Here is a 22,221-nt window from a genome sequence, read left to right as displayed (position 1 = left end):
TCCGGGCCCGTTGAAGGAGCTCGACGCCGGTTCGGTGGTCGACCTGCTCCAGACACTCCACGACCGTCTCTTTGCCCGTTCGGCGCGGGTGGGTCTGTACGTCGTGGGTGGTGCGGCGATGCTGCTGGCCCACGGCCGGCAGCTCGGCACTGGTGATGTCGACGTCGCCGGCTCGACGCCGGCTACGGATGAGGTGGCCCGCGACGTCGCGATCGAGCGTGGTCTGGCGATGGGGTGGCTCAACGCGGCCGCCGCGCCGTGGGTGCCGCCGAGTCCGGAGTGCGCTCAGGCGCGCCCCGGAACGGAAGGTTTGACGGTCCATGTGGCGCCACCGCGTCACCTGCTGGCGATGAAGCTCGCCGCCTGGCGCCCCAAGGACGAGGAGGACCTGGTCGACCTGCTCCAGGCCTGCGACCTCAGCACCGCCACTGCCGAGGAGGTCGCCGACGTCTTGTATGAGGTCTACACCGTCGAGGACTCCCTGCCGGGTTTGCTCTCGGTGCCCGGATCCGACCCGGAACAGACCCGAGTCGAGGCCGTGGCCCGGGCACGAGACGCCCTCGCCCTCCTCTGACCCGCCCGGCTCGGGCGCGCCGGCGCCATCAGGCGTGTCTACGCCCCGGGGCCGGGTCCGCCAGCCTGAGCCCTGGTGAGGCGGGCGAGTTCGGCGCAAGTGCCGTCTTGGCGTCGAGCGTCGCCGGTGGCGGGGAGGGTGAGTGTCGCGGGGTACATGGCCTGGGTCCAGTAGGAGAAGGTGTCCAGGTCGAGGTCGGCGGGGTAGGTGTGGATGGCCCAGCCGTGCGCGACCTTCGCGTCGTCGGCGTACTGATCGGGTTGCCTGACCAGTGCCACCGTCCAGTCGAGCAGTAGCCGGTCGGGGTGCTGCTTGTCGTATACCCCGCAGATGCTGACCGTCGCGCAAGGTCCAGATCCCGTAGTGGGAGCCGTGCACCAACGGGGCAGGCCGATGGGGAGCGCGGTCCCAGTACGCGGCCGTTCCCGGACACCGCGGACCCTCTGCGCTCCACGGGTAGCGTTCGACCTCGCGTGAAGGGCGCGGTCGTCGAACACCGACCAGCGACCGCCTCGGTGCCGGTCTCTGACCACAGATCGAGCGTGCCGCGGATCGTCAGTGTGTCGGGTGCGTTGTCCTCGCCCATCACCGTGGAGCCCCCACTCAGGCGCGGGCGCGACGGCTCAGTCTGTAGTCGTACCCAGGGGCAGGAGCGTGCCGAGCGCGATCTCGAGTTGGGCGATTTCCTTGAGCGTCATGAACCGCTGGCCGCTGCCGATGTTGGCCAGAGTGGAGGTGCTCATCTGGGTACGCCGCGATGAGGCGGGGTCCTCGGGGTCCCAGGCCAACTCGGCGCGGTGGGAATAGCCGAGCGCGGGGAGCTTGACGTTGATCCGATGCCAGATGGCGTCCTGGATCTGGCTGGCTCGTAGGAACGCGGCCCACATCTGTCGCTCGGCGGGATCGGCGCTGGAGTAGCCGGTCATCTCGGCCAGGTCGATCCATCGCTGTTCCGAACCTGTGTCGGGTTGCCAGATGCCCCATCGTAGGCCGCTGACAAGCCAGTCCTTCGGCACGTCCGGCCTCCGCATGGGCGTCACGGTAGGTGTGCGGCCGGGTCTGACCGGCCATCATCGCGGCGTGCTGAAGCAACCTCACGTAAACATGATTGCACATCATGTATAGGTGATCTATGGTGTGCGTCAGGCGGTGCATGCAGACGACTGCCAGCAAGCGCGCGCCAGAGGAGGTGACCCGTGACGGGCTTGGTTGAGTTCCTCAGTTCTCGGTTGGCTCGGGATCTGCGGGTGGTGGGGTGGACCGTTGATGAGCTGGCGGATGCGGGGGATGGGGTGACGCCGGACATCGCGGGGAGCTACTTCGCGGTGTTCTCGCCGGCGCGGATGCGGGTCGATCGTGAGGAGCGGCTTGCGGTGGTCGAGATGCATGCCTCGCCCCAGCAGCGTGAGCGTCTGTGGTGCTGTCCGGCCGATGTCGATGTGGAGGAGTGCCCGTTGCTGCTGTCGATGGTGAGGGCCTACATGGATGACAAGGATTTCGACATGGACTGGGGGACGCCGTGAGCAGGACGACGAGTGAAGTGTCTGGGGAGGGCCTGGGTGGGGAGGACTGGTTCTTCGCCCGGGTGGAGCGACGGTTGGCACAGCTGCCGATCACCGATGTCGACGAGCGGGCCCGCTGGGCGCTGGTCGATGACGCGATCGATGCGTGTCGGGGGAATCCGGTTCCGGTGTGGCTGAGTAGCCCGGAGGCCCACGCCGAGCTGATCCACCGGCTGCGGTTCGTGCTGGGCCCGCAGGTGTCGGCCGGCACCTTGGCCGAGGCCGATGCTGCGCAGGAGCGGCTGGGTGAGGAGCTGCTGGCGATGGGGATGTCGCGGCGAGCACTCGGCCTGGACGACACGCGCTGATGCCGCTCGTGGGCGTCCAGGCGGCATAGGACTCATCGACCAGCACCACCAGCTAGGACACCCCACGGGTGCCCGGGCCGAGGAGAGGTATCGCAATGAGTGAGAACCACGGCGGCGACGGGCCCGCCGAGCACGAGCACGAGCACGGACTCGACCATGACTCCAAGTCCGGGACTTCTGCGTCGGTCGATGACCCCGGGGTGCCGGTGGGGGAGCGGTGCCAGTTGTTGCAGCCGGGCGATGGCGGCCGGTGGCTGGTCACCACCCAGGGGTCGACCCACATCTGGGACCTGGACGCGTGGACCTACACACGCATGCCGGGTGCACACAGTCGCAGCGGAGCGTTCGTGCAGGACCAGGTCGCGAACCCCATCACCCGGGTGGAGCGGTGGCCGCGGGTGAATAAGGCCTCGCTGGTGTGGTTCAACGATGCGACGCATCCGCACTACGTCGAGCAGTGGCGCCAGTCCTCGACCATCGTCAGCATCGAACGGCTCCCCGACCGCCCGCCGCCGCGGGCACCCGAGATCGACGAGCAGGGCCGGGTGGTGGTCGCCAACGGCGCCCTGGGTGGGGTGCATCCGTCCGGCGTGTGCGCTGAGAACGCCTGGGGCTGCTGGATCCATCGACCGCTCCCGCATCCGTTGGACCACGCGCCGGTCTACTGGCGCGAGGACAAGAGCACCGCCGAACGCCACTGTTCTCACGGCATCGGCCACCCCGACCCACAAGACAGTGCGTACGCATGGTTCGTCCATGGGCGGGACGTGACCGTGCACGCCTGCGATGGGTGTTGCCGGCCCGGCCCGGCGTGGCTGAAGGACCTGTGGTGAGGATGCGGTATCCGCGTTCGTGCATGGTGTGTGGCCCGTTGGGGTGGACCACCTGGACAGCGACGACGGTCGCGGAGGCGATCGAGCAGTACCAGGAGGCCTACCCCGGGCACGAGGTCCACGCGGCCGGCTGGAGCACCGAGGTGCCGGTGGTCTCGAAGGGCCTGTGGAACGTCGAGGTCGAGGTGAGGTTCGCCCTGGTGCGTCAGGTTGCCGCCGACACTCCCGAGGAGGCCGCGCAACAGGCACGGGCCCTGGGTGACTACGGCCACGCGGTGGAGTCGGGCGACCAGCCGGACCGGGTCGAGGTGCTGCGGTGCCACATCAGCCGCTGACCTCCAGGAGGGTCGTGCTCACCGCGACTTGTCGGTGGCGTGCCACGGGAACCCGGGCCATGGCGGCTTGCGTTCGCGCAGTGCGTCGGTGAAGGCGTAGTGGCGGCGGCCGCCGGCGCGTGGGTCGTGCAGCCAGCCGATGGTCATCTTGTTCTCTGCCACGGTCGTGCCGAGGACGGCGAGGGTGAGGTTGCGGACCCGACGCCACCGTCGGGGCGACATGGCCCTGGCGATGTAGAGCTCCTTAAGTGCGATCGCACGCAGTGCGATGTTCGCGGGCTGTGCGGCGGCCTCGATGACGTCTTGAGGCGACAGGACGCCCTCGGCGACGGCGATCAGGTGCTCGGCCCGGAGTCGCCGGGCGGCGACTGCTGCGGCACGTGCCCGGGCAAGGTTGCCGGAACCGGGGTGCGGGAGCGGGGCGTTGTTGACGGTCGTCTCGGGACGGCGTTGGCTGCCGGGCCCGGACGGGATCGCGACGGGTCGACGGTCGTGGCAGGTGCCCAGCAGGCGGGCGGGGAAATGTGGGTGGCCGGCGACGCCTTGTGTGGTCGCGACCGGACGGCCTCCGGCGGCGTCGGAGCGTCGGGTGGACAGCACCACCGGCCGGCCCGCCTCCTTGTGGAGTGTCCGGGCCGCGACCCGGTTCGGGTCGATGCTCACCCGGCTGCGGATGTGGTGCGGGGTCTGGCCCAGCATCGCCGAGGCGGGGACGATGCTGCACACCTCGACGTCCTCTTCTGGGGTGAACGGGTACAGGTCGACATCGCCCACCGAGGCCGGTGCCCACGCTCGGCGGTGGCCGACGGGGGCGGCGGCGGTGAGGGTCGTGAAGTCGGAGGTGGCGGTGAGTGGTGCGGGGAACCAGTCGTGCCAGTGGGCGGCGAACATGCGCTCTGCAACATCGCGGGAACCGGACTTCGCGACCGCGGCGGCGAGGTTCTTGTAGATCTCGTGCTCGGGCCAGCGAGCGGCCTTCTTCCGCATCCCGACCAGGCGGCCAGCGGCGAGGAAGATGACCACGATCCCGGTCCGTTTCATCGGCGCCTCGGCCAGCAGTCGTGCCCACCGTTCGACCTTCTTGTCGAACGCCCTACCGGTGGTGGCGGTCAGCTCGATGCAGATCCGCATCCCGTCGTTGCGGACCAGCACCAGGTCCGGTCCGCCCTTGGGTGGGGTGCATCCGTGCAGGGGCGGCACCAACGAGGAGAACCCCGACAACCGGGGCCCGACCACGGTCGCGATCGAAGGCAGCGCGGCTGCCCGCAACCCCAGTTCTGCGGCCAGTACGTCGTGGCGCGGGTTCCCGTCGCCCGACGGAAGATCGTGGCCCCCCGAGACCGCCAACCACTCCGCACCGGTGAGCAGGTGCCGCTGCGCATGGACCGCATCCAGATACCCGAGCTGGTACATCGCGGCCGCCCGTCCGGCATCGGCCAAACCCTGCCCGGGGAGGGGTGAGTTGATCCGGACCAACTCGTTGACGAACAGCGTCGCGACCAGTCGACTGCGCGGATCGGCCAACCGGACATCACCCACCAGCGCGGCTGCCTGATTCGACGTCAACGCACCCCAACACACCAACGCGCCCAGCAGGTTCAACGCCGCCGCCCGGTCATTGGAATCCAGCAGGCTCGGCATGTCCCGGGCCCGTTCCGGCGCATAGGCGCGTGGCAGCCGGGCCCCGATCCTGGCCGCTGTCGCACGGGCCGTGGGGTAGTCCACGCCGGAGGGGATCCGGCCGCTGCTGCGGAAGATCTCGTAGTAGGGATCCAACGCCACCTCGGTCACCAGCCTCCGGTCCAACCGGGTCGGCGGATGCAGCCCCACCGACACGAGTCGGGACTCCGCGGCAGGCGTCTTCGGTTCGTCGGCGAAAGGAGAGAGGGTCATGCCAGTTCACATGCGCAGATACCGGGACTACCGGCGACCAAGCACCCCGAGACGACGAAACGACCGTTGATTCTGGACCCGTATACGCGATCGGCCGCACAGAATCCGGCCCAGAATCCCCAGTCAGCCCGCCCGTTGGTCGCCGCCCCCTTCGGCTTCGCCGAAGAGAAGCCACCACGAGAGCAACGAGACCACGACCAGCAACCAGCCCCTCACGCACGCCACGAAACACACAACGCCAACCACCACGACCACAAAGCCGCACCACCACGAGAACACCACGACACACCCAGAGAAGCACCACGACAACACAGCGCCAGCGACCCGACCACACCACGCAACACGGCGAGCGCAGCGAGCCTCATCAGTATGGGCATCTCGGCTCCGGACACCTCCCAGTTGCGCCTGGCGGCGAGCGGAGGGGTGGTCGTCGCAATCCAGAGATGTCCTCGTCGGGGGTGTGCGGTAGTCCCGCTGACCGGTAGTGCGCCGTCGGCGCCGGTTGACGCGGCGTAGCGTCCCGGAGCATGGCGACAGAGGACATCGCAGCACTGCAGCGACTCAAGTACCGCTACCTGCGCACGCTGGACACCAAGGCGTGGGACGAGTTCGCCGCGTGCTTCGTCCCGGACGCGACCGCCGACTACAACGGCCTGGCCTTTGACGACCGCGACGCGCTGGTCGCCTACATGCGGAAGAACATGAGCGAGGGCGTGCTGACCATGCACCACGCCCACCACCCCGAGATCGACCTCGACGCGAGCGACCCGGACCGCGCGCGCGCGACCTGGTACCTCCACGACAAGGTGATCGTCAATGCGTTTCGTTTTGCGCTCGAGGGCGGGGCGATCTACACCGACCGCTACGTCCGCACCGCCGAGGGCTGGCGGATCCAGCACACCGGCTACCGACGGACCTTCGAGCTGACCTGGAACCTCGACGACCCTGGCGGTGCCACGGTGCACGGTCCCGAGGTGCGCTCACGCTTCTGAGTCAGACCGCCGGATCGGTCTTCGGGGGTGTGGACACGATCCGCGAGGTGAGCTTCGAGGGGTCAGATCGACACCGTGGTCTCTGCGAGGAGGGACCGCGCTGCTGCATCACCATCAAGACCGCGCGTTGTGCGATGGACCGTGCGCCAACCATGGGTGGTCCGGACGAACTCGAAGCGGTTTGCGCCGATGCGTGCCACGACTGGACGACCCTGGTGCTGCACCAGTAGGACCGATTCGCACACGGCGACGGCCCGATCACCGTCTACTGTGACGTGGGCAGGGCCGAGGAAGTGGCAGCACCCTTTGCCGATGAGCCCTTGGTGCGCATCGGAGCGCACCATTGCCTCGATGTCGGCCCGGCTGGCCATGTAGTAGTCGTCCACGTCATAGATTCCGTCGTCGGTCCACAGCGCCCCGACGCGGGAGGCCTCGCCCGCGTCGACCAAGGGGCCGTACGACGCAACGAGACGCGAGATCTCCTGCTGGTCCTCCAGACGTTTGAGCCTCTCTTCCAAGGCTTCAATTCTGGCCTCGTTCCCGCTCACGAATCCTCCTTGAACTCTTCGGCGATACCGGCCAGAGCCTCCAGCTGTTCGACGTAGTGCGTCGCGGACTCAGCCGCGATGTGGACGGTGGCAATGGTGGCGCCAGCTGCGCGCGTGCGACCGAGCCGACGGTGCACGGTGTCGGGATCGTCGGTCGGGTCCATGGGTCGACCGGCGCCGAGAACGACATCGAATCCTTCTGGCAGGTCGACGTCATCGAGCATCTTCCGCAAGGTGTCGTGGGGGAGCCCGAAGGGGACCCAGCCATCGCCGTGTTCGCGTGCCCTGCGCAGGCTGCGGGCCGAATGGCCACCGATCCAAAACGGTACACGCGGCTGCACCGCATGGGGCTCGACGACCAGCCCCTCGAAGCTGAAGTGTGGGCCGCGATGTTTCGGTAGTCGGCGGCCCATCGAGTTCCGCAGCGCGGCGAGGGCGTCGTCGGCGACGTCGCCACGGCGGCGCCATCTCGCGCCGAGCAAGTCGAACTCCTCCTCGATCGATCCGACACCGAGTCCCAGGACGAGGCGTCCACCGCTGAGGGCGTCGAGCGTGCCGTACCGCTTGGCGACGGCCAACGGGTGGTGGTAGCCGAGCACGAGAACCTGCGTCGCGAGTCGGATCTGTTGGGTGCGGGCGGCGAGGAAGCTCAGCGTCGCGAGTGGGTCCCAGTAGGTACCCCCTCGTTCCTCGGCGAGCTCGACGGGCACAGCCACGTGCTCGGAGCAGGTGAGATGGTCGAACCCCAGTCGGTCCGCGGCGTTTGCAATTTCGGCCAACTCGGCGATGCCGGCGTCGCTTTCCCACGACGAGCAGAATCCCGGTAGAGCGGTCACGATCGGACTGGTGATGCCCAGACGCACGGCGCGTCCTCCCTTCGCTGATGGTCACCATCCCATCGATCAGTTGCGGTCGCAGTCGGCCTTGGTCCCACTGACCGGAACTGAAACGAATTTCAGAATCGTATGGTGGCCGGTCGGTCGCGGTGTTACCGTCGTCACTAGAATTCATTTCAGTGACCGGAGTTTCCGGGAGGCCCAATGTCGATCCTGACGATGCCAGCAGCGCCACAGACGCGAACGCTCCCGCCTTCGATGGTCGAGCGCATGACGCTCATCATCGACCGCTTCCGCGATCGCGAGACCCGGCTGACCTTGGAGGAGGTCGCGCGGTCCACAGGGTTGCCACGCTCCACTGCGCACCGGATCCTCGACCAGCTCGTGCGGCTGGAGTGGCTCGACCACTCGGCCCACGGCTATGGTCTTGGACGCCGTTCCTTGGTCTTGGGTGGTCGCGGTGGCACCGATGACCTACGCGCCGCAGCGTCACCCCATCTCCACGACCTGCTGCTGCGCACGGGAGCAGTGGTGCACCTGGGAGTCCTCGACGAAGGCCGCGTGCGTTACTTGGACAAGCTTGGCGGCCGGTTCGCTGCGAACGTGCCATCCCGAGTGGGATCGACCGCACCTGCCCATTGCACTGGACTCGGCAAGGCGATGCTGGCGTGGCTGGAACCCGAGGAGGTCGAGGAATTGCTCGGTGGCCAGCCGTTGGTCCGCACCGAGGCCACCATCAACGGTCCGGCAGCACTGCACCGCGACCTGGCTCGCGTCCGCAGTCGCGGCGGTCTTGCGCTCGAGCGGGGCGAGTGTGTCCCGGACATCGCCTGCCTCGCCGCCGCGATCCGTGGGCCTCGGGGGCCGGTGGCTGCGGTCTCGGTCGTGGCGCGTGCCGGATCCACGCTGGAGCGGGTGGGACCGGTCGTACTGGACACCGCCCGCCGGATCGGGGTCGACCTGTTCGGCGAAATCCCTGGTATCCGTCGCGATCAGTGCCGGGCGCGCGGGATCGCCGTCACTGGCTGAAGGATCCGCGGGCCTCCTACGGCACGAGGCGTCTCATCACCTTCTCCGTCGCTCGGACCAAGGCTGATCGATCCTGATCCATCCGTCGGGCCACCAGTTCCTCGTTTCCGCTCACGACGTGCACGGGTCCCTTCCCGAGCGCCGCCAACCCCTCTCGTGCGACATCGGCCGGTTCGCTGATCTGCAGGCCGGGGAGGTCGAAGTCAAGGCCAGCACGCTCCATTGCGGGCGTTCGTGTCACACCCAGTACCAGTTGGAGAACGTCGACGCCTTGGTCGGCGAGCTCCGCCCACAGCCCCTCGACGAAGATCCGCCCGAAGGCTTTCGTTCCGCCGTACACGCTCTCGGTGGAGGTGCCGACGTAGCCCGCGAGTGATCCAACCACCAAGATGCCGCCGCGACCACGCTCCCGCATGGGCTGCCCGTAGCGGTGCACCAGGGCAAGCATGGCGCTGATGCCGAGATCCACGACCCGACGGAAGCCGACCAGATCGCGATCGAGGAATCGGCCGCCGTGGCTGTTCGCTCCGGCGTTGTGGATCAGCAGCCCCACCTCCACGTCGGCGGTGGCGGCAGCGATCTCTGCCACGGCCGCAGGGGCGGTGAGATCGACTGCGATCGTGCGGACCTGTCCGCCGTGTCGCCGTACTGCGGCGGCTGTCTCCTCGAGGGGCCCGGGGCGGCGCGCCACCAGGACCAGATGGAAGCCATCAGCGGCGAGTTGATCTGCCAGGGCGGCGCCGACGCCCTCGGAGCCTCCCGCGATGAGCGCCCACGGGCCGTACTGCTTCACGTCGGTCACGAGTGTTCCTCGGGGGAGTCAGTGTTGGACTTGAGCGGATCGCCGGACTGCACCTCAAGCCGTCCGTCGACGGCCGCCTCCCGCAGCGATGCGGCCAGTGCGGCGCACCCCGGGAAGGAATGTCGATTCGGGCGGTCGGTGTCGTACGCTGTGGCGCGGCGTTCCTGGCACCGACCGAGAGCCGCGGCACTCCACTGGATCGAGGTCTGGTCCCAACTGCTCTTGCGTGCGGTTACGAATGCACCACACATGCCACACGCGACGGGCTGCATCGCCGCATCCTCGAGTCGCACGTCGGCGCGCGCAGGCGGTCCCAACACGGCTCAACCCTGTAGCGTCTGTCGCGCAGCGAGGTTCTGTGCGACCTCGGCGCGCCAAGCTTCATTGGGGCGACTGGTGTCGATCTCGAACTCGAACCGGTCCGTCATTTCCTCAGACACATCGGCGGCATCGACGTAGAACTGCTGGTACCACCGTCGCAACTGGTAGACCGGGCCGTCCTCTTCGCACAGCAGCGGGTTGTCGACGCGGGCCTTGGAGCGCCAGATCGCCACGTCCTGCTCGAAGCCGTACTTGATGAACTTGCCGGTCTTGGCCGCCATCGCTTCGGCGTCTTCGTCGCTGATGCCCTCCTTCTTCTCCACGATGATTCCGTACTGGAGGACGAAGGAGTTCTCGTCGATTGGGTAGTGGCAGTTGATGAGGATGGTGTCGACATCGAGGTCTTCGTAGTGGTACGTGACCTCGTCGATCATGAACGAAGGACCGTGATAGGCGGCCACGGACGTCGTCCCGAGCACCGCCGGGTTGTTCTTGCTCGACGTTGTCGGGCGCACGTCTTCCCGACCTGATCCGTTCATGTACTGGTGCGCGGTCGTTCCCTCGAAGACGTTCTTGAAGTAGGTGGGGAAGGAGTAGTGGACGTAGAAGAAATGCGCCATGTCCACCACGTTGTCCACGATCTCGCGGCAGTTCGCACCTTCGATCACGGTCTCGTACCAGAGCCAGTCGGTCCAACGATCGTCCGTGGCCTGCGGGATCGGGGGGATGGTGACGTCGTCTGGCGGCGGCTTGCCCTCCGGGTCGTTCCACACGAAGAGCATGCCGTCCTGCAAGAGTGTGGGCCACGCTGCCGTGCGGGCACGCAACGGAACGCGACGGGCGTAGGGAATCTGCTTGCACCGCCCGTCGCCGCCCCACCGCCAGTCGTGGAAGGGGCACGCGATCTCGTCCCCCTTCACCTGCCCCTGCGAGAGGTCACCGCCCATGTGCCGGCAATAGGCGTCGAGCACGTGCACCACACCGTCGCCTCCCGCGAAGACCACCAACTTCTGCCCGAAGGCATTGACCTGGTGGGGAGTCCCATCGGCGAAGTCGCGTTCGAGGCCCAGGCAGTGCCATCCGCGGGCGAATCGACGCGGTCTCGTGTCCACCTCGATGTGTCGTATGGCGTGCGCGGTTCCGCTCATCTCGCCCTCCCGTTTGCGGTGCTCGTCGATGCTCTCGCGATTCTGGGCCCGTGCGCCGGACGCGGGCTGCTGTCATCCCACTCAGCGGTAACGTGGCGAGGCATCAAATCCCGATGCCACACAGGATGGGCAGTCTGAGCGAGGATCCCACCCATCCGACCCATAGGAGGCGCGCGTGCCGCGTATCGCCCAGCCACGGCCACCGGCAGAGCCCCAGTCGGCCGAGCAGAAGGAACGGCACCGACGAATCCTCCGGGCAGCTGGACGGCTAGGTGCCGAACACGGCTTGGACCGGATGCAGATGAACGACGTGGCCCGCGAGGCCGGCGTCGCCATCGCCACCTTGTATCGCTACTTCCCGTCCAAGACAGACCTCTTCGTGGCCGTGTTGCACGCGCAGATCGATCACCTCCACGCGGGCAAGGTCGCGGACCCGGGCCGCGGCGATCGTGCCGCCACGGTGGCCGACGTGCTGGTCGCCGCCGGGCGGCGCATGTTGGAGCGCCCACGACTGGCCATGGCCATGCTGCAGTCCAACAACACCGCTCAGTTGCAGGGCGGACAGGAGCACACCGCCGCCAATGCCGCGTTCCACGAAGTGCTGCTGACCGCGCTCGGCGCGACACCCGATCCGACCGGCGAGGACTACCGCATGGTCCGCATCATGGAGCAGACTTGGTACGGCATCCTTGTCTCGGTCCTCAACGGGCTGGTCGACCAGGCGCAGAGTGAGGCTGATGTACGCCTCGCCGCGCGACTCCTGCTCGGGCCCCGCTACGACGGGACCGCGGAATGAACGGGCAGCGGAATCGCACCGTGGCCGTGACCGGCGCCGCCTCGGGGATCGGCGCCGCCACGGCCGCGCTGCTGCGTGAGCGCGGCGACCGGGTGGTCGCGGTGGATCTCCACGATGCCGATGTGTGCGCGGACCTGACCACGCCAAGAGGACGTCGCAGCGCCGTCGAGCAGGTCACCGAACTCGCGAACGGACCACTGGATGGGCTCGTCACCTGCGCCGGCCTGAGCAGGGCCGGAGCCCCCCAGGTCAGTGTCAACTACTTCGGCACGACCGATCTCGTCACCGGCCTGCGGCCGGTGCTGGCGGCCTCGTCCGCCCCGCGCGTGGCCCTCGTGGGCTCCATCGCCGCGACACATCCCCACGACGCAGACCTGGTGGCCGCGTGCGTCGACGACAACGAGGACCACGCGCACACTCGCGCCGAGGAACTGGTGGCGGACCGACGGCCGCATGACATCTACCCTTCCACCAAGGCGGCATTGGCGCATTGGCTGCGCCGCACGGCCGTGACCGAGGAGTACGCCGGAGCGGGGATCGCCCTCAACGCGGTGGCTCCCGGCGTGGTGCTGTCGCCGATGACCGCAGAACTGGTCTCCGATCCGAAGTGGCGCGCAGTGATGGACGCCGCCGTCCCCATGCCACTCGGCGGATACTCGCCACCGAAGGCCATCGCCCACGCGTTGCTGTGGCTGATTGCTCCGGAGAACACCCACATGGCCGGTCAGATGGTCTTCGTCGACGGTGGCGCCGAGGTGATCACGAGTTCACCGCGGTGAACCGCCGCCTCCGACGTCGACCTCCGAGGCGACTCTACGCGGCTCAGAAGTGAGCCTGGCCCCCGTCAAGGGGGATCGTTGCGCCGGTGAGGTATCCGAAGTCGGGTCCCACCAACGACACCACTGCCCGGCCGATGTCGGACTCTGGGTCGCCAATGCGACGCATCGGGATGCTCGCCACGAACTCCTCGGCCTCCTCGGGGTGATTCTCGGTCCACCACCGGATGCCGGGTGACATCGCATGCGGCGCGATCGCATTGACTCGGATCCGATCGCCGGCCCATTCGACCGCGGCGGTGCGGGTCAGGGACCGCAGCGCCGACTTGGACGCGGCGTAGGAGCCGTAGTTCGTCGGATCCCAGCGCACCATCGCCGAGGTAACGAGATTGACGATGGACCCGCCTCCGGCCGCGACCAGGTGCGGATGAGCGGACTTCATGAGCGCGAACGCAGCGAAGGGCCCCGCCACGAAGCCCTTGGTGAAGTTCTTCACGCTCATGTCCAATAGCGGCATCATCACGCCGTCGTAGGCGTTGTTGACCACCACATCGAGCCGCCCGAAGTCGGTCACAATCTGGTCGACGAGCTCGGGGATGGCATCAGTGTCAAGCAGGTTCGCGACGTACCCCTCCGTCCGGACGCCGCGCTCGCGCAACAGGCCGCAGGTCGTCTCCAACTTCTCCGGCGTACGACCGACGATCGCGATGTCGGCGCCAGCATCGGCCAATGCCAGCGCGATGCCCTGGCCGACGCCTTGCCCGGCGCCGGTGACGATCGCGACCTTGCCCTGCAACGGCTCCATCCGTGATTCCTCCTTGCGGTGCGTTCGCCTCATCGTCAACCGCGTGTCGGCTCTTGTCGGGGCGCGATCCCGGTGAGCGGGAGAGACGCCGCTCACTTCTGTTTCGAGCACGAATACTCGCCCGCGTTCAGCCGGAGTCGAGAGGTGACCACCATGACCACGCAAGACCGATACGCACAGGACCCAGCCGCGGCAGCGCGCGCGATCATCGAGAAACTCACGGGTCCGGGTGGGGTGAGCGAGTTGCGGGTCGAGGAGGTCCTCGGTGCGCCGGTGCAGGTGTTCGCCCAACGTCACCACGCGCTCCACGAGGTGCTCGCCGCATCCGTGGCACACGGTGACCGCCCCTACTTGGTGACACTCGAAGGTCGGCTGAGCTTCGCGGAGCACGCGCAACGTGTCTCGTCCTTGGCCGAGTCGTTGCGCCGCGATTACGGCATCGGCAAGGGCGACCGCGTGGCCATTGCTGCCGCGAACAGCCCGGCGTGGATCGAGTCGTTCTGGGCCATCGTCTCGATCGGTGCGGTGGCTGTCGGGTGCAACGCCTGGTGGTCCGCGCGCGAGCTGGTTCACGCCCTGGAGCTCACCGAGCCGGCGCTGGTGCTTGTCGACGCGAAGCGTCGCGCCGTCGTCGCAGAGCTTCTGGGTGGGTGTCCGGCCCCGGTCACGGACCTGGAGGATGAGCACGAACGACGCGCGACCACCTATCCGCACGCGCAGCTCCCTAGCGCAGAAGTCGCCGAGGACGATCCCGCCGTCATCCTCTTCACGTCTGGGACCTCGGGCCGGCCCAAGGGAGCGGTCCACACTCACCGCAACCTCTGCTCGGTGATCGGGTTCCACCGACACAACGACGCTCTCGCCGCCGCCTTCGGTGATCCCGTCGCGCCAGAGGACAAGGTGTACCTGCTCGCCATGCCGCTATTCCACGTGGGCAGCCTGCACAACCTTGCGGTGCCGCGGCTGGCGAATGGGAGTGCGGCGGCGATGCACCTGGGGGCTTTCGATCCTGCCCGGGTTCTCCAACTCGTCCAGGATGCGCGCGTCACTCACTGGGGCGCAGTGCCGACGATGGCGAACCGACTGCTCGAATTCAACGGTGTCGCTGACTACGACACGTCCTCGTTGTACGCCTTCTCGCTGGCGTCCGCGCCGTCGTCCCCATCGTTCCACGCCCGACTGCGTGACCACCTGCCGTTCGCCGGCGCGTTGGTCGACAGCTACGGACTCACCGAGTCCTGCACCGCGGTGGCAGTGGCCAACCCGGTGGACATGGTGGAAGCTCCCGGGACCCTCGGACGCCCGATCATCGGTGTGGAAATGGAGGTGCGTGACCCGCTCGGTCGACGACTCGCTCCCAGTGAGGAGGGCGAAGTGTGCGTCCGGAGCGCCTACAACATGCGGGGCTACTGGCACAACGAGGATGCCACCCGCGGGGCCTTTGACGATGCCCGATGGCTGCACACCGGCGACCTGGGAACCATGGACCGGCAGGGACGCGTTCGGCTCTCCGCTCGTCGATCGGACCTGATCATCCGCGGCGGTGAGAACGTCTACCCGGCCGAGGTCGAGCACACCCTGGCCGAGCACCCTGCGGTGGCCGAGTGCGTAGTCGTGGGGACCGATCACCATGACCTCGGACAAGAGGTCGCCGCTGTCGTGGTCCCGCGCGACGCCGACGTGGACCCCGCCGCACTTGAACGGGAACTGATGGCCCACGCAGGAGCGGAGCTCGCCCACTACAAGGTGCCCACACGGTGGCGGATCGAGGCGTCGCCGCTTCCGCGCAACGCAACCGGCAAGGTCGTCCGCCCAGCGATCATGCTCTGATCGCTCACTTCCTGAGGAGTTCCCGTGGCACCCACATCCACGCCGCCCGACGTCTTCGCACCGGGTCGGCTCGGACCGGTCCAGCTGCGCAATCGAACGATCAAAGCCGCGACGTACGAGGGGCTGAGCCACCGCGGCCTCGTGACGAGAGACCTGGTCGACTTCCACGTGCGCTACGCGCGGGGTGGTGTCGGGATGACCACTGTGGCGTATCTTGCGGTCGCCAAGGACGGCAGGACAGACCGCCACCAGATCCACTGGACCGACGAGTCGCTGCCGGGCCTGCATGCCCTGACCGAGGCCGTGCATGCTGAGGGCGCCGCGGTCTCCGCGCAGATCGGCCACGGCGGCCCGGTGGCGGAGTCACGGGGCAACCGTGCTCCCGCGCTCGCGCCCAGCCGACGCGTGAATCTGATCGCGATGAACACCTCCCACGAAGCGAGCCGCGCAGACCTGATCCGCGTGGTCGACGCCCACGGCGAGGCGGCCCGCCGCGCGGTCGCGGTCGGCTTCGACGCCGTCGAGGTGCACCTTGGCCACAACTATCTGGCCAGTGCCTTTCTGAGTCCGAAACTCAACCGTCGCAGGGACGAGTACGGCGGTCGCCTGCGCTATCGAGCACGGCTCGCACGCGAGATCATGCGGGCGGTCCGCGACGCCGTGGGGGACCGCATCGCGATCGTGGCCAAGGTCAACATGGACGACGGCGTTCCCGGCGGGTTCTGGCTCGACGAGGCGATCCCGGTCGTCCAGTGGCTGGAGTCCGACGGCACCGTCGACGCCGTGGAGATGACCGCAGGCAGTTCCCTGCTCAACCCGATGTACCTCTTCAAGGGCGACGCGCCGCTGGAGGAGTTCGCAGGCGTCATGCCGCAGCCGATCCGAGCCGGCGTCCGCACGGTCGGACCACGCCTGCTCAAGACCTACCCGTATCGGGACGGCTACCTGCTCGAGGACGCACGTCAGATCCGGGCTGCGGTCGACCTTCCGATGATCCTGCTCGGCGGCATCACCGAACGACGGATCATGGAAACGGCGATGGCCGACGGATTCGACTTCGTCGCGATGGGGCGAGCGTTGCTTCGTGAGCCGGATCTCGTCAACCAGATTCAAGCAGATCCGACGGCACGGTCACTGTGCATCCATTGCAACAAGTGCATGCCCACCAACTTCACCGGCACTCGCTGCGTGCTGGTTGACCGCGAGACGACCCGTAGTAGCGATTGGGGCACACCCGCGGCCTATGTCGTCGCCCTGCCCGACCCAACCATCCGCCGCGACAATGACGCCATCCCGAGCGACTTCCGGTGAGTGGGACAGGTCACATCGGACCGCACTCGTGGGTGTCACATTGCCACTCGTGGTACGCCGAGTCCTGACTGCGGGCGCGGAGTTCGTCGCGGTCCTCCTCCTAGTCAGCGCGGGGGTTTTCCTCCTGGTCAGCATGGTGCCTGGGGACCCAGCGGTCGCAGTACTGGGGGAGGGACGCACCGCGGAAGAGTATGCCGAACTGCGTACCGACCTGGGGTTGGACGAACCCATCCACTTGCGCTACCTCGACTGGCTCGGTGGAGCTGTGGCCGGTGACTTGGGCACGTCCTTGGTGCCACCTCAGACCGCGGTCAGCGAGCGGATCCTCGCTGCGTTGCCGGTGAGTCTTGAGCTGGCGCTCCTTGGGATCACGCTGGCCCTCCTGATCGCAGTGCCGATGGCAATGTGGTCGGCGTACCGCCAGGGCGGCCGCAGTGACCGGATGATCAGCGCCACCACTTTCGGGTTGCTTTCAATGCCGTCGTTCCTTCTGGGACTCCTGCTGATCGCGGTGGTGGTGAACTCGTTCGGCCTGCTGCCTCGCAACGAGTGGGTCCGACTGTCGGACAGCGTGACGGGCAACCTCGAACACGCCCTGCTGCCTGCCCTGACCATCGCGCTCATGGAGGCCGCCATGTTCACCCGAATCTTGCGCAACGACCTCGCCAACACGCTGACCGAGGACTACATCCTCGCGGCGCGCGCCCGCGGAATGCACCCGCTTCGCGTTCTGGTCAGCGATGCGTTGCGGCCGTCCTCCTTCTCTCTCGTCACTGTGCTGGGACTGAGCATCGGGCGACTGGTCGGCAGCACCGTCATCGTCGAGTACCTCTTCGCGCTGCCCGGCATGGGCAAGCTGGTCATCGAGGCCGCGAACCAAGGGAACTATCCGGTCGTGCAGGGGGCCGTACTGGTCATCGCCGTCGTCTACGTAGCGAGCAACGCGCTGATCGACCAGTCCTACGGATTCCTCGACCCCAGGACGCGTCGTGCTCGCGCCTGATCCCGGCCGCGCCACCGCCACCCGTCGCGGACTCTTGAGCGTCGGGGCGCTCCTGCTACTGATCGGTGCTGGTCTCACCGCATGGGCCGTCACAACCGTCGCCCTGATCGGTGTGGCCCGTGCGACGTTGGGGGTGGTGGGAGTTCTGGCCCTCATCGCCGGTCTCGGACGCGTCGCGCATGCAGTTCGGGGCCGCCACGTCGACGTGGTGCTCTGCCTTGGAGTGGTGTGGCTGGTGCTCGTGGTCGGTGCCGCCGTCCTGGCGCCGTGGCTCCCCCTCGCCAACCACGACGACGCGGTCGCCGGGCTGCGCGAGCCGATCTTTGCCGAACCCGCCCTCGGATCCGAGCATCCGCTAGGCACGAACAACTACGGTCTCGACGTCCTCGCACGCACCGTGTTCGGCGCAAGGACATCGATCACGGTGGCCATCGTCGCGGTGTTGTTGGGTGCCGTCGTTGGCGGAACCGTCGGCATCGTCGCCGGCTTCGTGCGCGGGGGTGTGGACCGTGTGGTGGGGGTGGCGGCCAACGCCCTGCTCGCCGTACCTCCGCTGATCCTGCTCATCGCCCTCGGAACGGTGCTCGAGCCCAGCCTGCGCAGCATCTCCTTCGCACTCTCGCTGCTGACCGTGCCCAGCATGGTGCGGCTGGCGCGGGCCAACACCATCGCCGTTGCTGAACGGGAGTTCGTGCTGGCTGCACGAGCATTGGGCGCTCACCGGCTGCGATTGCTCGCCCGCGAGGTTCTGCCCAACGTAGTCCTGCCGATGCTGTCGTTGTCGGTGGTGATGATTTCGGTGCTGGTCGTGGCCGAAGCGTCGCTGTCCTTCCTCGGCATCGGGATCCAACAGCCTCAGCCCACCTGGGGAAACATGATCGCCGAGGGGCAGGGCGGTGTGATGGAGGAACACCCGTTCATCGTGGTGATTCCCGGTGTATGTCTCTTCCTCACGGTCTTCTCTGTGAACCTGCTGGGCGAGAAGGCCCAGGAGCACTGGAATGTCAGGAGCGCCAAGCTGTGAATCTCCTATCCCCGTCCGCTCCCGACTCCACGCTGCTCGAGATCAAAGACCTCCGGGTTGGATTCCACACGCCACGTGGCGAGGTCCGTGCGGTGGACGGCGTCTCCTTCAGCGTCGCCCCCGGAGAGATCCTAGGTCTGGTGGGAGAGTCCGGATCAGGCAAGTCGGTCCTGGGGCGGGCAGTCATGGGGCTGGTCGGCACCGACGCCCGGACAACCGTCACAGGCTCGGTGAGGCTGGGTGGCCGAGACGTGCACGCGCTCGACGACCGCCAGCGGCGCCGGCTGTGGGGACCGGAGATAGCAATGATCTTCCAAGATCCGATGACCTCCCTCAACCCGGTCAAGCGCATCGGCACTCACCTCACCGAGACACTGCGGCGACACGAGCGCTGCAGCCGACGGCAGGCGGTCGAGCGAGCGAGCGAGCTGCTCCGTCAGGTCGGCATCCCCGAACCTCGGCGGCGCCTCGACCAATACCCTCACGAGCTGTCCGGAGGGATGCGGCAGCGCGTCATGATCGCGATCGCCCTTGCCTGCGACCCGCGTCTGCTGATCGCGGACGAGCCCACTACAGCTCTCGACGTCACCGTCCAGCGCCAGATCCTCGACCTGCTCGGGCGACTCGTCCGCGAACGCCACATGGCGATGATCCTGATCAGTCACGACCTCGGCACCGTCGCCGGGCGCACCGACTGGGTGCAGGTCATGTACGCCGGCGGAATCGTCGAGACCGGGCCCACGAGGGCGGTGTTCGGCCAGCCGGACCACCCCTACACCGAGGCACTGCTCGCCTCCATCCCGCGGTTGCAGGATCCGCCTCACACTCTCCTGCGAACGATCGACGGGACGCCGCCGGACCTGATGGCTCCTCCCGAGGGATGCCGATTCGCGCCGCGCTGCGGAAGCTGCGACGAGCAGTGCCGGACGGAGGCGCCGTTGCTCCAAGTCGGTGTGATGCCGCAACGCCAGGTCGCCTGTCACCATCGACGCCTCGACCCGACCGTGTCCACGCCCCCCGTGTCAGTGTCCGGAGGAGGTCTGCATGGCCGGTAGCGGCACCGCACACCTGCGGAAGGAGGCCGAGCGCGCACTCGTCGTCGACGACCTTGTCGTGGAGTTCCCCGTCAAGCGGGGAACGGTCCACGCGGTGTCCGGACTCAACCTCGACCTGCTGCCGGGAGAGACGTTGGGGATCCTCGGCGAGTCGGGCTGTGGCAAGTCCAGCGCCGGGCGCGCGATCATGCAACTGCCGCCACCGACCTCGGGAACGGTCGGCCTCGGCGACATCGAGCTCACCGGGTTGTCGGAGTCGGCGATGCGCACCGCGCGCTCACGGATGCAGCTGGTGCTCCAGGACCCGGTTTCCGCACTCAATCCCCGACGACGTGTCAAGGACCTCGTGGCCGAGGGTCTCGCCATCTGGGGCTGGGGTGATCGGTCCGGAACCGAGCGGGAGACCTTCATCGACGAGCTGTTGACATCGGTCGGGCTGGACCCCCGCACGGTGCGTGACCGAAGGCCGCACGAACTGTCCGGCGGCCAGTGCCAGCGCGTCTGCATCGCCCGTGCGCTCGCGCTGGATCCCGACGTACTGATCTGTGACGAGCCGGTGTCGAGCCTCGACGTCTCGGTGCAGGCGCAGATCTTGAACCTGATCGAGGAGACTCGACGGCACCGACACCTCAGCATGCTCTTCATCGCCCACGACGTCGCCGTCGTCAAGAACATCAGCGACCGAGTCCTCGTGATGTATCTCGGCAAGACCTGCGAGGTGCTACCCGCTGACGGCCTCGAACACCACGCGACCCATCCGTACACCCGCCTGCTGCTCGATTCCGTGCCCAGCGCAGATGACGCTGACCACGATCCTGAGCCCGCGCCGGCGGTCGATCTCCCCTCGCCACTGGAGCCACCCTCGGGATGCCGTTTCCGCACTCGATGCCCATGGGCCACCGAACGGTGCGCGGTCGAGGAGCCCGAACTCCGTGAGATCCGTTCGGGCCACTACGTCGCCTGCCATCACGTGAAGGAGATTCCGTGACCTATCCCGACGCCATCGCCACGGCCGCAGCCATCCGTGATGGGGAGGTGTCGGCACGCGAGGTTGTGACCGAGGCCATCACCCGAATTGAGAAGCACGACAGCACCCTGAACGCCGTCGTCGCCCAGCGGTTCGAGGAGGCACTTGCGGAGGCAGCCGGCGATCTCCCGGACGGGCCACTGCGCGGCGTGCCGATCCTGATCAAGGACCTGGGTGCGCAGGTCGCCGGCCTCCCGCTGACTCGCGGCAGTCGGCTCTGGGCCGACAACGTGGCACCAGTCGACAGCGAGCTGGTCCGCCGCTATCGAGCCGCCGGCATGGTTGTGCTTGGAACCAGCAACTCGCCCGAGCTGGGCAAGAACGCCAGTACCGAGCCGCTGCTTCACGGGCCCACGCGCAACCCGTGGGCCACGACCCACTCGTCGGGCGGCTCGTCGGGCGGAGCCGCGACCGCGGTCGCCGCCGACCTGGTGCCGGTGGCCCATGGCAACGACGGGGGTGGATCCCTCCGGATCCCCGCCGCCGCGTGCGGGTTGTTCGGACTCAAGCCCAGCCGTGGGCGGGTCACCTCCCACCCCTTCGCGACGACGTTGGCTGCCCCACTCTCCGTCAATCACGTGGTGACCCGCACCGTGCGAGACAGTGCGCTCCTGCTTGACCTCTCCTGCGCACCGCTTCCCGGCGATGCATTCGCAGCGCCGACGTCGGCCACCCCCTTCGTGCACCAGACCACTGCCCCACGGACGGGCCTCCGCATCGGGCTCGTCACCCGACGCGCCGACGGCGGCACGGTCGATCCGGTCGTGGTCGACGCCGCGCGGCGTGCCGCCCGGGCCTGTGAGACCCTCGGGCACCATGTCGAGGAGGTCACATTCCCCCACGACGCGGAGCAGATGATGAGCGGATTCGCGACCCTGATGGGGGTGTCACTGCTGGCAGACGTCGAGCACCGTCTGACCGAGCTCGGCCGCGACTTGGTAGAGAACGATCTCGAGCCCTTCACACGACTCATGCTCGATCACTACCGAGCCACGATGACGCCTACGCAGGTGTACGACGCCCACGTGGCCCTTCAGCGAGCCGGGTGGCAACTCGGCACCGCGTTCTCGCGACTTGACCTCCTGCTGACACCGACCCTCCCACTGCCGGTGCCGACACTCGGCGTGCTCGACACCAGCGACCCGGCAGTGATGTGGGAGCGCGGCGGCGACTTCTCGGCCTTCACCGCGGTCGCCAATGCCACCGGTATGCCGGCCATGTCCGTGCCCTGCGGCGTTGATCATGCGGGAGTACCCCTGGGAGTGCATTTCATCGGTGACCTCGGCACCGAGGGCACCCTTCTCGGGCTGGCGTGTCAGCTCGAGCAGGCATTGCCGTGGCCGCTGGTGGCGCCCGCGTACGCCTGAACGCCACGCGAACAGAGAAACCCCAGAGGCCCGGCGCCCCCAGCGC

The 22,221-nt window shown here is 67.8% G+C and carries 24 protein-coding genes; 16 read left to right on the top strand and 8 right to left on the bottom strand.

Translation table 11 applies throughout. The features are described 5' to 3' along the window. Positions 1–10 precede the first annotated feature (10 nt). Positions 11–574, top strand: coding sequence for a nucleotidyltransferase (locus KUV85_RS12270; RefSeq protein WP_219960182.1), 564 nt, complete (start codon positions 11–13; stop codon positions 572–574). 38 nt (positions 575–612) lie between these two features. Here the strand turns inward: KUV85_RS12270 and KUV85_RS12265 are convergent, their stop codons facing one another. Then, entirely contained in the window at positions 613–852 is a 240-nt protein-coding gene (locus tag KUV85_RS12265; protein ID WP_219960181.1) for a hypothetical protein, read from the bottom strand. Positions 853–1,197: 345 nt separating this feature from the next. Beyond that, positions 1,198–1,605 carry a hypothetical protein gene (locus tag KUV85_RS12260; protein ID WP_219960180.1) on the bottom strand — a complete coding sequence of 136 codons (408 nt, stop codon included), beginning with the start codon at positions 1,603–1,605 and terminating at the stop codon, positions 1,198–1,200. A 165-nt stretch (positions 1,606–1,770) separates the two neighbouring features. On the opposite strand from KUV85_RS12260, the gene KUV85_RS12255 reads away from it, so the two are divergent. From KUV85_RS12255 to KUV85_RS12240, 4 genes are all read left to right on the top strand, one after another. Continuing rightward, entirely contained in the window at positions 1,771–2,097 is a 327-nt protein-coding gene (locus KUV85_RS12255; RefSeq protein ID WP_219960179.1) for a DUF6221 family protein, read from the top strand. Then, complete coding sequence (locus KUV85_RS12250; protein WP_219960178.1) at positions 2,094–2,444, top strand: hypothetical protein; 351 nt, start codon at positions 2,094–2,096, stop codon at positions 2,442–2,444. Before KUV85_RS12255 ends, KUV85_RS12250 begins: the two co-directional genes overlap by 4 nt. A 95-nt stretch (positions 2,445–2,539) precedes the next feature. After that, a complete protein-coding gene (locus tag KUV85_RS12245) occupies positions 2,540–3,277 on the top strand; it encodes a hypothetical protein (RefSeq protein ID WP_219960177.1) in 738 nt (245 codons plus the stop codon). Positions 3,278–3,279: 2 nt separating this feature from the next. Continuing rightward, complete coding sequence (locus KUV85_RS12240; RefSeq protein ID WP_219960176.1) at positions 3,280–3,612, top strand: hypothetical protein; 333 nt, start codon at positions 3,280–3,282, stop codon at positions 3,610–3,612. A gap of 18 nt (positions 3,613–3,630) precedes the next feature. Here KUV85_RS12240 and KUV85_RS12235 read toward each other — a convergent pair whose 3' ends face one another. Continuing rightward, on the bottom strand, positions 3,631–5,505 hold the full coding sequence (locus tag KUV85_RS12235) for a hypothetical protein (protein ID WP_219960175.1): 1,875 nt from the start codon (positions 5,503–5,505) through the stop codon (positions 3,631–3,633). Positions 5,506–6,032: 527 nt separating this feature from the next. Between KUV85_RS12235 and KUV85_RS12230 the strand changes: the two genes are divergently transcribed. Continuing rightward, positions 6,033–6,497 carry a nuclear transport factor 2 family protein gene (locus KUV85_RS12230; RefSeq protein WP_219960174.1) on the top strand — a complete coding sequence of 155 codons (465 nt, stop codon included), beginning with the start codon at positions 6,033–6,035 and terminating at the stop codon, positions 6,495–6,497. A gap of 62 nt (positions 6,498–6,559) precedes the next feature. Here the strand turns inward: KUV85_RS12230 and KUV85_RS12225 are convergent, their stop codons facing one another. Both KUV85_RS12225 and KUV85_RS12220 read right to left on the bottom strand, forming a co-directional pair. Continuing rightward, positions 6,560–7,045, bottom strand: coding sequence for a nuclear transport factor 2 family protein (locus KUV85_RS12225; protein ID WP_219960173.1), 486 nt, complete (start codon positions 7,043–7,045; stop codon positions 6,560–6,562). Beyond that, the gene (locus KUV85_RS12220; protein ID WP_219960172.1) at positions 7,042–7,908 is read right to left on the bottom strand and encodes an LLM class F420-dependent oxidoreductase; all 867 of its coding nucleotides are present in this window, start codon (positions 7,906–7,908) and stop codon (positions 7,042–7,044) included. Before KUV85_RS12220 ends, KUV85_RS12225 begins: the two co-directional genes overlap by 4 nt. A gap of 243 nt (positions 7,909–8,151) precedes the next feature. Between KUV85_RS12220 and KUV85_RS12215 the strand changes: the two genes are divergently transcribed. Further along, positions 8,152–8,910 (top strand): IclR family transcriptional regulator, encoded by a 759-nt coding sequence (locus KUV85_RS12215; RefSeq protein ID WP_219960171.1) that lies wholly within the window; start codon positions 8,152–8,154, stop codon positions 8,908–8,910. A gap of 16 nt (positions 8,911–8,926) precedes the next feature. Here KUV85_RS12215 and KUV85_RS12210 read toward each other — a convergent pair whose 3' ends face one another. Further along, positions 8,927–9,712 carry an SDR family NAD(P)-dependent oxidoreductase gene (locus KUV85_RS12210; RefSeq protein WP_219960170.1) on the bottom strand — a complete coding sequence of 262 codons (786 nt, stop codon included), beginning with the start codon at positions 9,710–9,712 and terminating at the stop codon, positions 8,927–8,929. Positions 9,713–10,035: 323 nt separating this feature from the next. Further along, a complete protein-coding gene (locus tag KUV85_RS12205; RefSeq protein WP_219960169.1) occupies positions 10,036–11,181 on the bottom strand; it encodes a Rieske 2Fe-2S domain-containing protein in 1,146 nt (381 codons plus the stop codon). A gap of 175 nt (positions 11,182–11,356) precedes the next feature. Here KUV85_RS12205 and KUV85_RS12200 point away from each other — a divergent pair, with 175 nt between their 5' ends. Both KUV85_RS12200 and KUV85_RS12195 read left to right on the top strand, forming a co-directional pair. Next, entirely contained in the window at positions 11,357–11,977 is a 621-nt protein-coding gene (locus KUV85_RS12200) for a TetR family transcriptional regulator (protein WP_219960168.1), read from the top strand. Between the two features lie 20 nt (positions 11,978–11,997). Further along, complete coding sequence (locus KUV85_RS12195) at positions 11,998–12,756, top strand: SDR family oxidoreductase (RefSeq protein WP_219960167.1); 759 nt, start codon at positions 11,998–12,000, stop codon at positions 12,754–12,756. Between the two features lie 43 nt (positions 12,757–12,799). Here KUV85_RS12195 and KUV85_RS12190 read toward each other — a convergent pair whose 3' ends face one another. Further along, entirely contained in the window at positions 12,800–13,558 is a 759-nt protein-coding gene (locus tag KUV85_RS12190; protein ID WP_219960166.1) for an SDR family NAD(P)-dependent oxidoreductase, read from the bottom strand. Between the two features lie 153 nt (positions 13,559–13,711). On the opposite strand from KUV85_RS12190, the gene KUV85_RS12185 reads away from it, so the two are divergent. The 7 genes from KUV85_RS12185 to KUV85_RS12155 are packed head-to-tail and all read left to right on the top strand — an operon-like array spanning position 13,712 to position 22,175. Then, on the top strand, positions 13,712–15,388 hold the full coding sequence (locus KUV85_RS12185; protein WP_219960165.1) for a class I adenylate-forming enzyme family protein: 1,677 nt from the start codon (positions 13,712–13,714) through the stop codon (positions 15,386–15,388). 24 nt (positions 15,389–15,412) lie between these two features. Continuing rightward, positions 15,413–16,699 (top strand): NADH:flavin oxidoreductase, encoded by a 1,287-nt coding sequence (locus tag KUV85_RS12180; RefSeq protein WP_219960164.1) that lies wholly within the window; start codon positions 15,413–15,415, stop codon positions 16,697–16,699. A 49-nt stretch (positions 16,700–16,748) separates the two neighbouring features. Then, positions 16,749–17,702 (top strand): ABC transporter permease, encoded by a 954-nt coding sequence (locus KUV85_RS12175; protein WP_219960163.1) that lies wholly within the window; start codon positions 16,749–16,751, stop codon positions 17,700–17,702. After that, the gene (locus tag KUV85_RS12170; protein ID WP_219960162.1) at positions 17,689–18,726 is read left to right on the top strand and encodes an ABC transporter permease; all 1,038 of its coding nucleotides are present in this window, start codon (positions 17,689–17,691) and stop codon (positions 18,724–18,726) included. The genes KUV85_RS12175 and KUV85_RS12170 overlap by 14 nt, the downstream gene beginning before the upstream one ends. Next, on the top strand, positions 18,723–19,781 hold the full coding sequence (locus tag KUV85_RS12165; protein WP_237690135.1) for an ABC transporter ATP-binding protein: 1,059 nt from the start codon (positions 18,723–18,725) through the stop codon (positions 19,779–19,781). Before KUV85_RS12170 ends, KUV85_RS12165 begins: the two co-directional genes overlap by 4 nt. After that, positions 19,771–20,769, top strand: coding sequence for an ABC transporter ATP-binding protein (locus tag KUV85_RS12160; protein ID WP_425299346.1), 999 nt, complete (start codon positions 19,771–19,773; stop codon positions 20,767–20,769). The genes KUV85_RS12165 and KUV85_RS12160 overlap by 11 nt, the downstream gene beginning before the upstream one ends. After that, complete coding sequence (locus KUV85_RS12155) at positions 20,766–22,175, top strand: amidase (protein WP_219960159.1); 1,410 nt, start codon at positions 20,766–20,768, stop codon at positions 22,173–22,175. Before KUV85_RS12160 ends, KUV85_RS12155 begins: the two co-directional genes overlap by 4 nt. Positions 22,176–22,221 lie beyond the last annotated feature (46 nt).

The organism is Nocardioides panacisoli (genome assembly GCF_019448235.1).
Classification (GTDB): Bacteria; Actinomycetota; Actinomycetes; order Propionibacteriales; family Nocardioidaceae; genus Nocardioides; species Nocardioides panacisoli_A.
Note: the sequence above shows the minus strand (reverse complement) of the source record. Positions and strands in the feature narration are given on the sequence as shown.

Excerpts from the sequence above, each read along its gene's own strand:
- KUV85_RS12260 (WP_219960180.1), bottom strand. The coding sequence starts at position 1,605 with ATGCGGAGGCCGGACGTGCCGAAGGACTGGCTTGTCAGCGGCCTACGA.
- KUV85_RS12245 (WP_219960177.1), top strand. The coding sequence starts at position 2,540 with ATGAGTGAGAACCACGGCGGCGACGGGCCCGCCGAGCACGAGCACGAG.
- KUV85_RS12240 (WP_219960176.1), top strand. The coding sequence starts at position 3,280 with ATGCGGTATCCGCGTTCGTGCATGGTGTGTGGCCCGTTGGGGTGGACC.
- KUV85_RS12235 (WP_219960175.1), bottom strand. The coding sequence starts at position 5,505 with ATGACCCTCTCTCCTTTCGCCGACGAACCGAAGACGCCTGCCGCGGAG.
- KUV85_RS12230 (WP_219960174.1), top strand. The coding sequence starts at position 6,033 with ATGGCGACAGAGGACATCGCAGCACTGCAGCGACTCAAGTACCGCTAC.
- KUV85_RS12215 (WP_219960171.1), top strand. The coding sequence starts at position 8,152 with ATGACGCTCATCATCGACCGCTTCCGCGATCGCGAGACCCGGCTGACC.
- KUV85_RS12205 (WP_219960169.1), bottom strand. The coding sequence starts at position 11,181 with ATGAGCGGAACCGCGCACGCCATACGACACATCGAGGTGGACACGAGA.
- KUV85_RS12190 (WP_219960166.1), bottom strand. The coding sequence starts at position 13,558 with ATGGAGCCGTTGCAGGGCAAGGTCGCGATCGTCACCGGCGCCGGGCAA.
- KUV85_RS12185 (WP_219960165.1), top strand. The coding sequence starts at position 13,712 with ATGACCACGCAAGACCGATACGCACAGGACCCAGCCGCGGCAGCGCGC.
- KUV85_RS12160 (WP_425299346.1), top strand. The coding sequence starts at position 19,771 with ATGGCCGGTAGCGGCACCGCACACCTGCGGAAGGAGGCCGAGCGCGCA.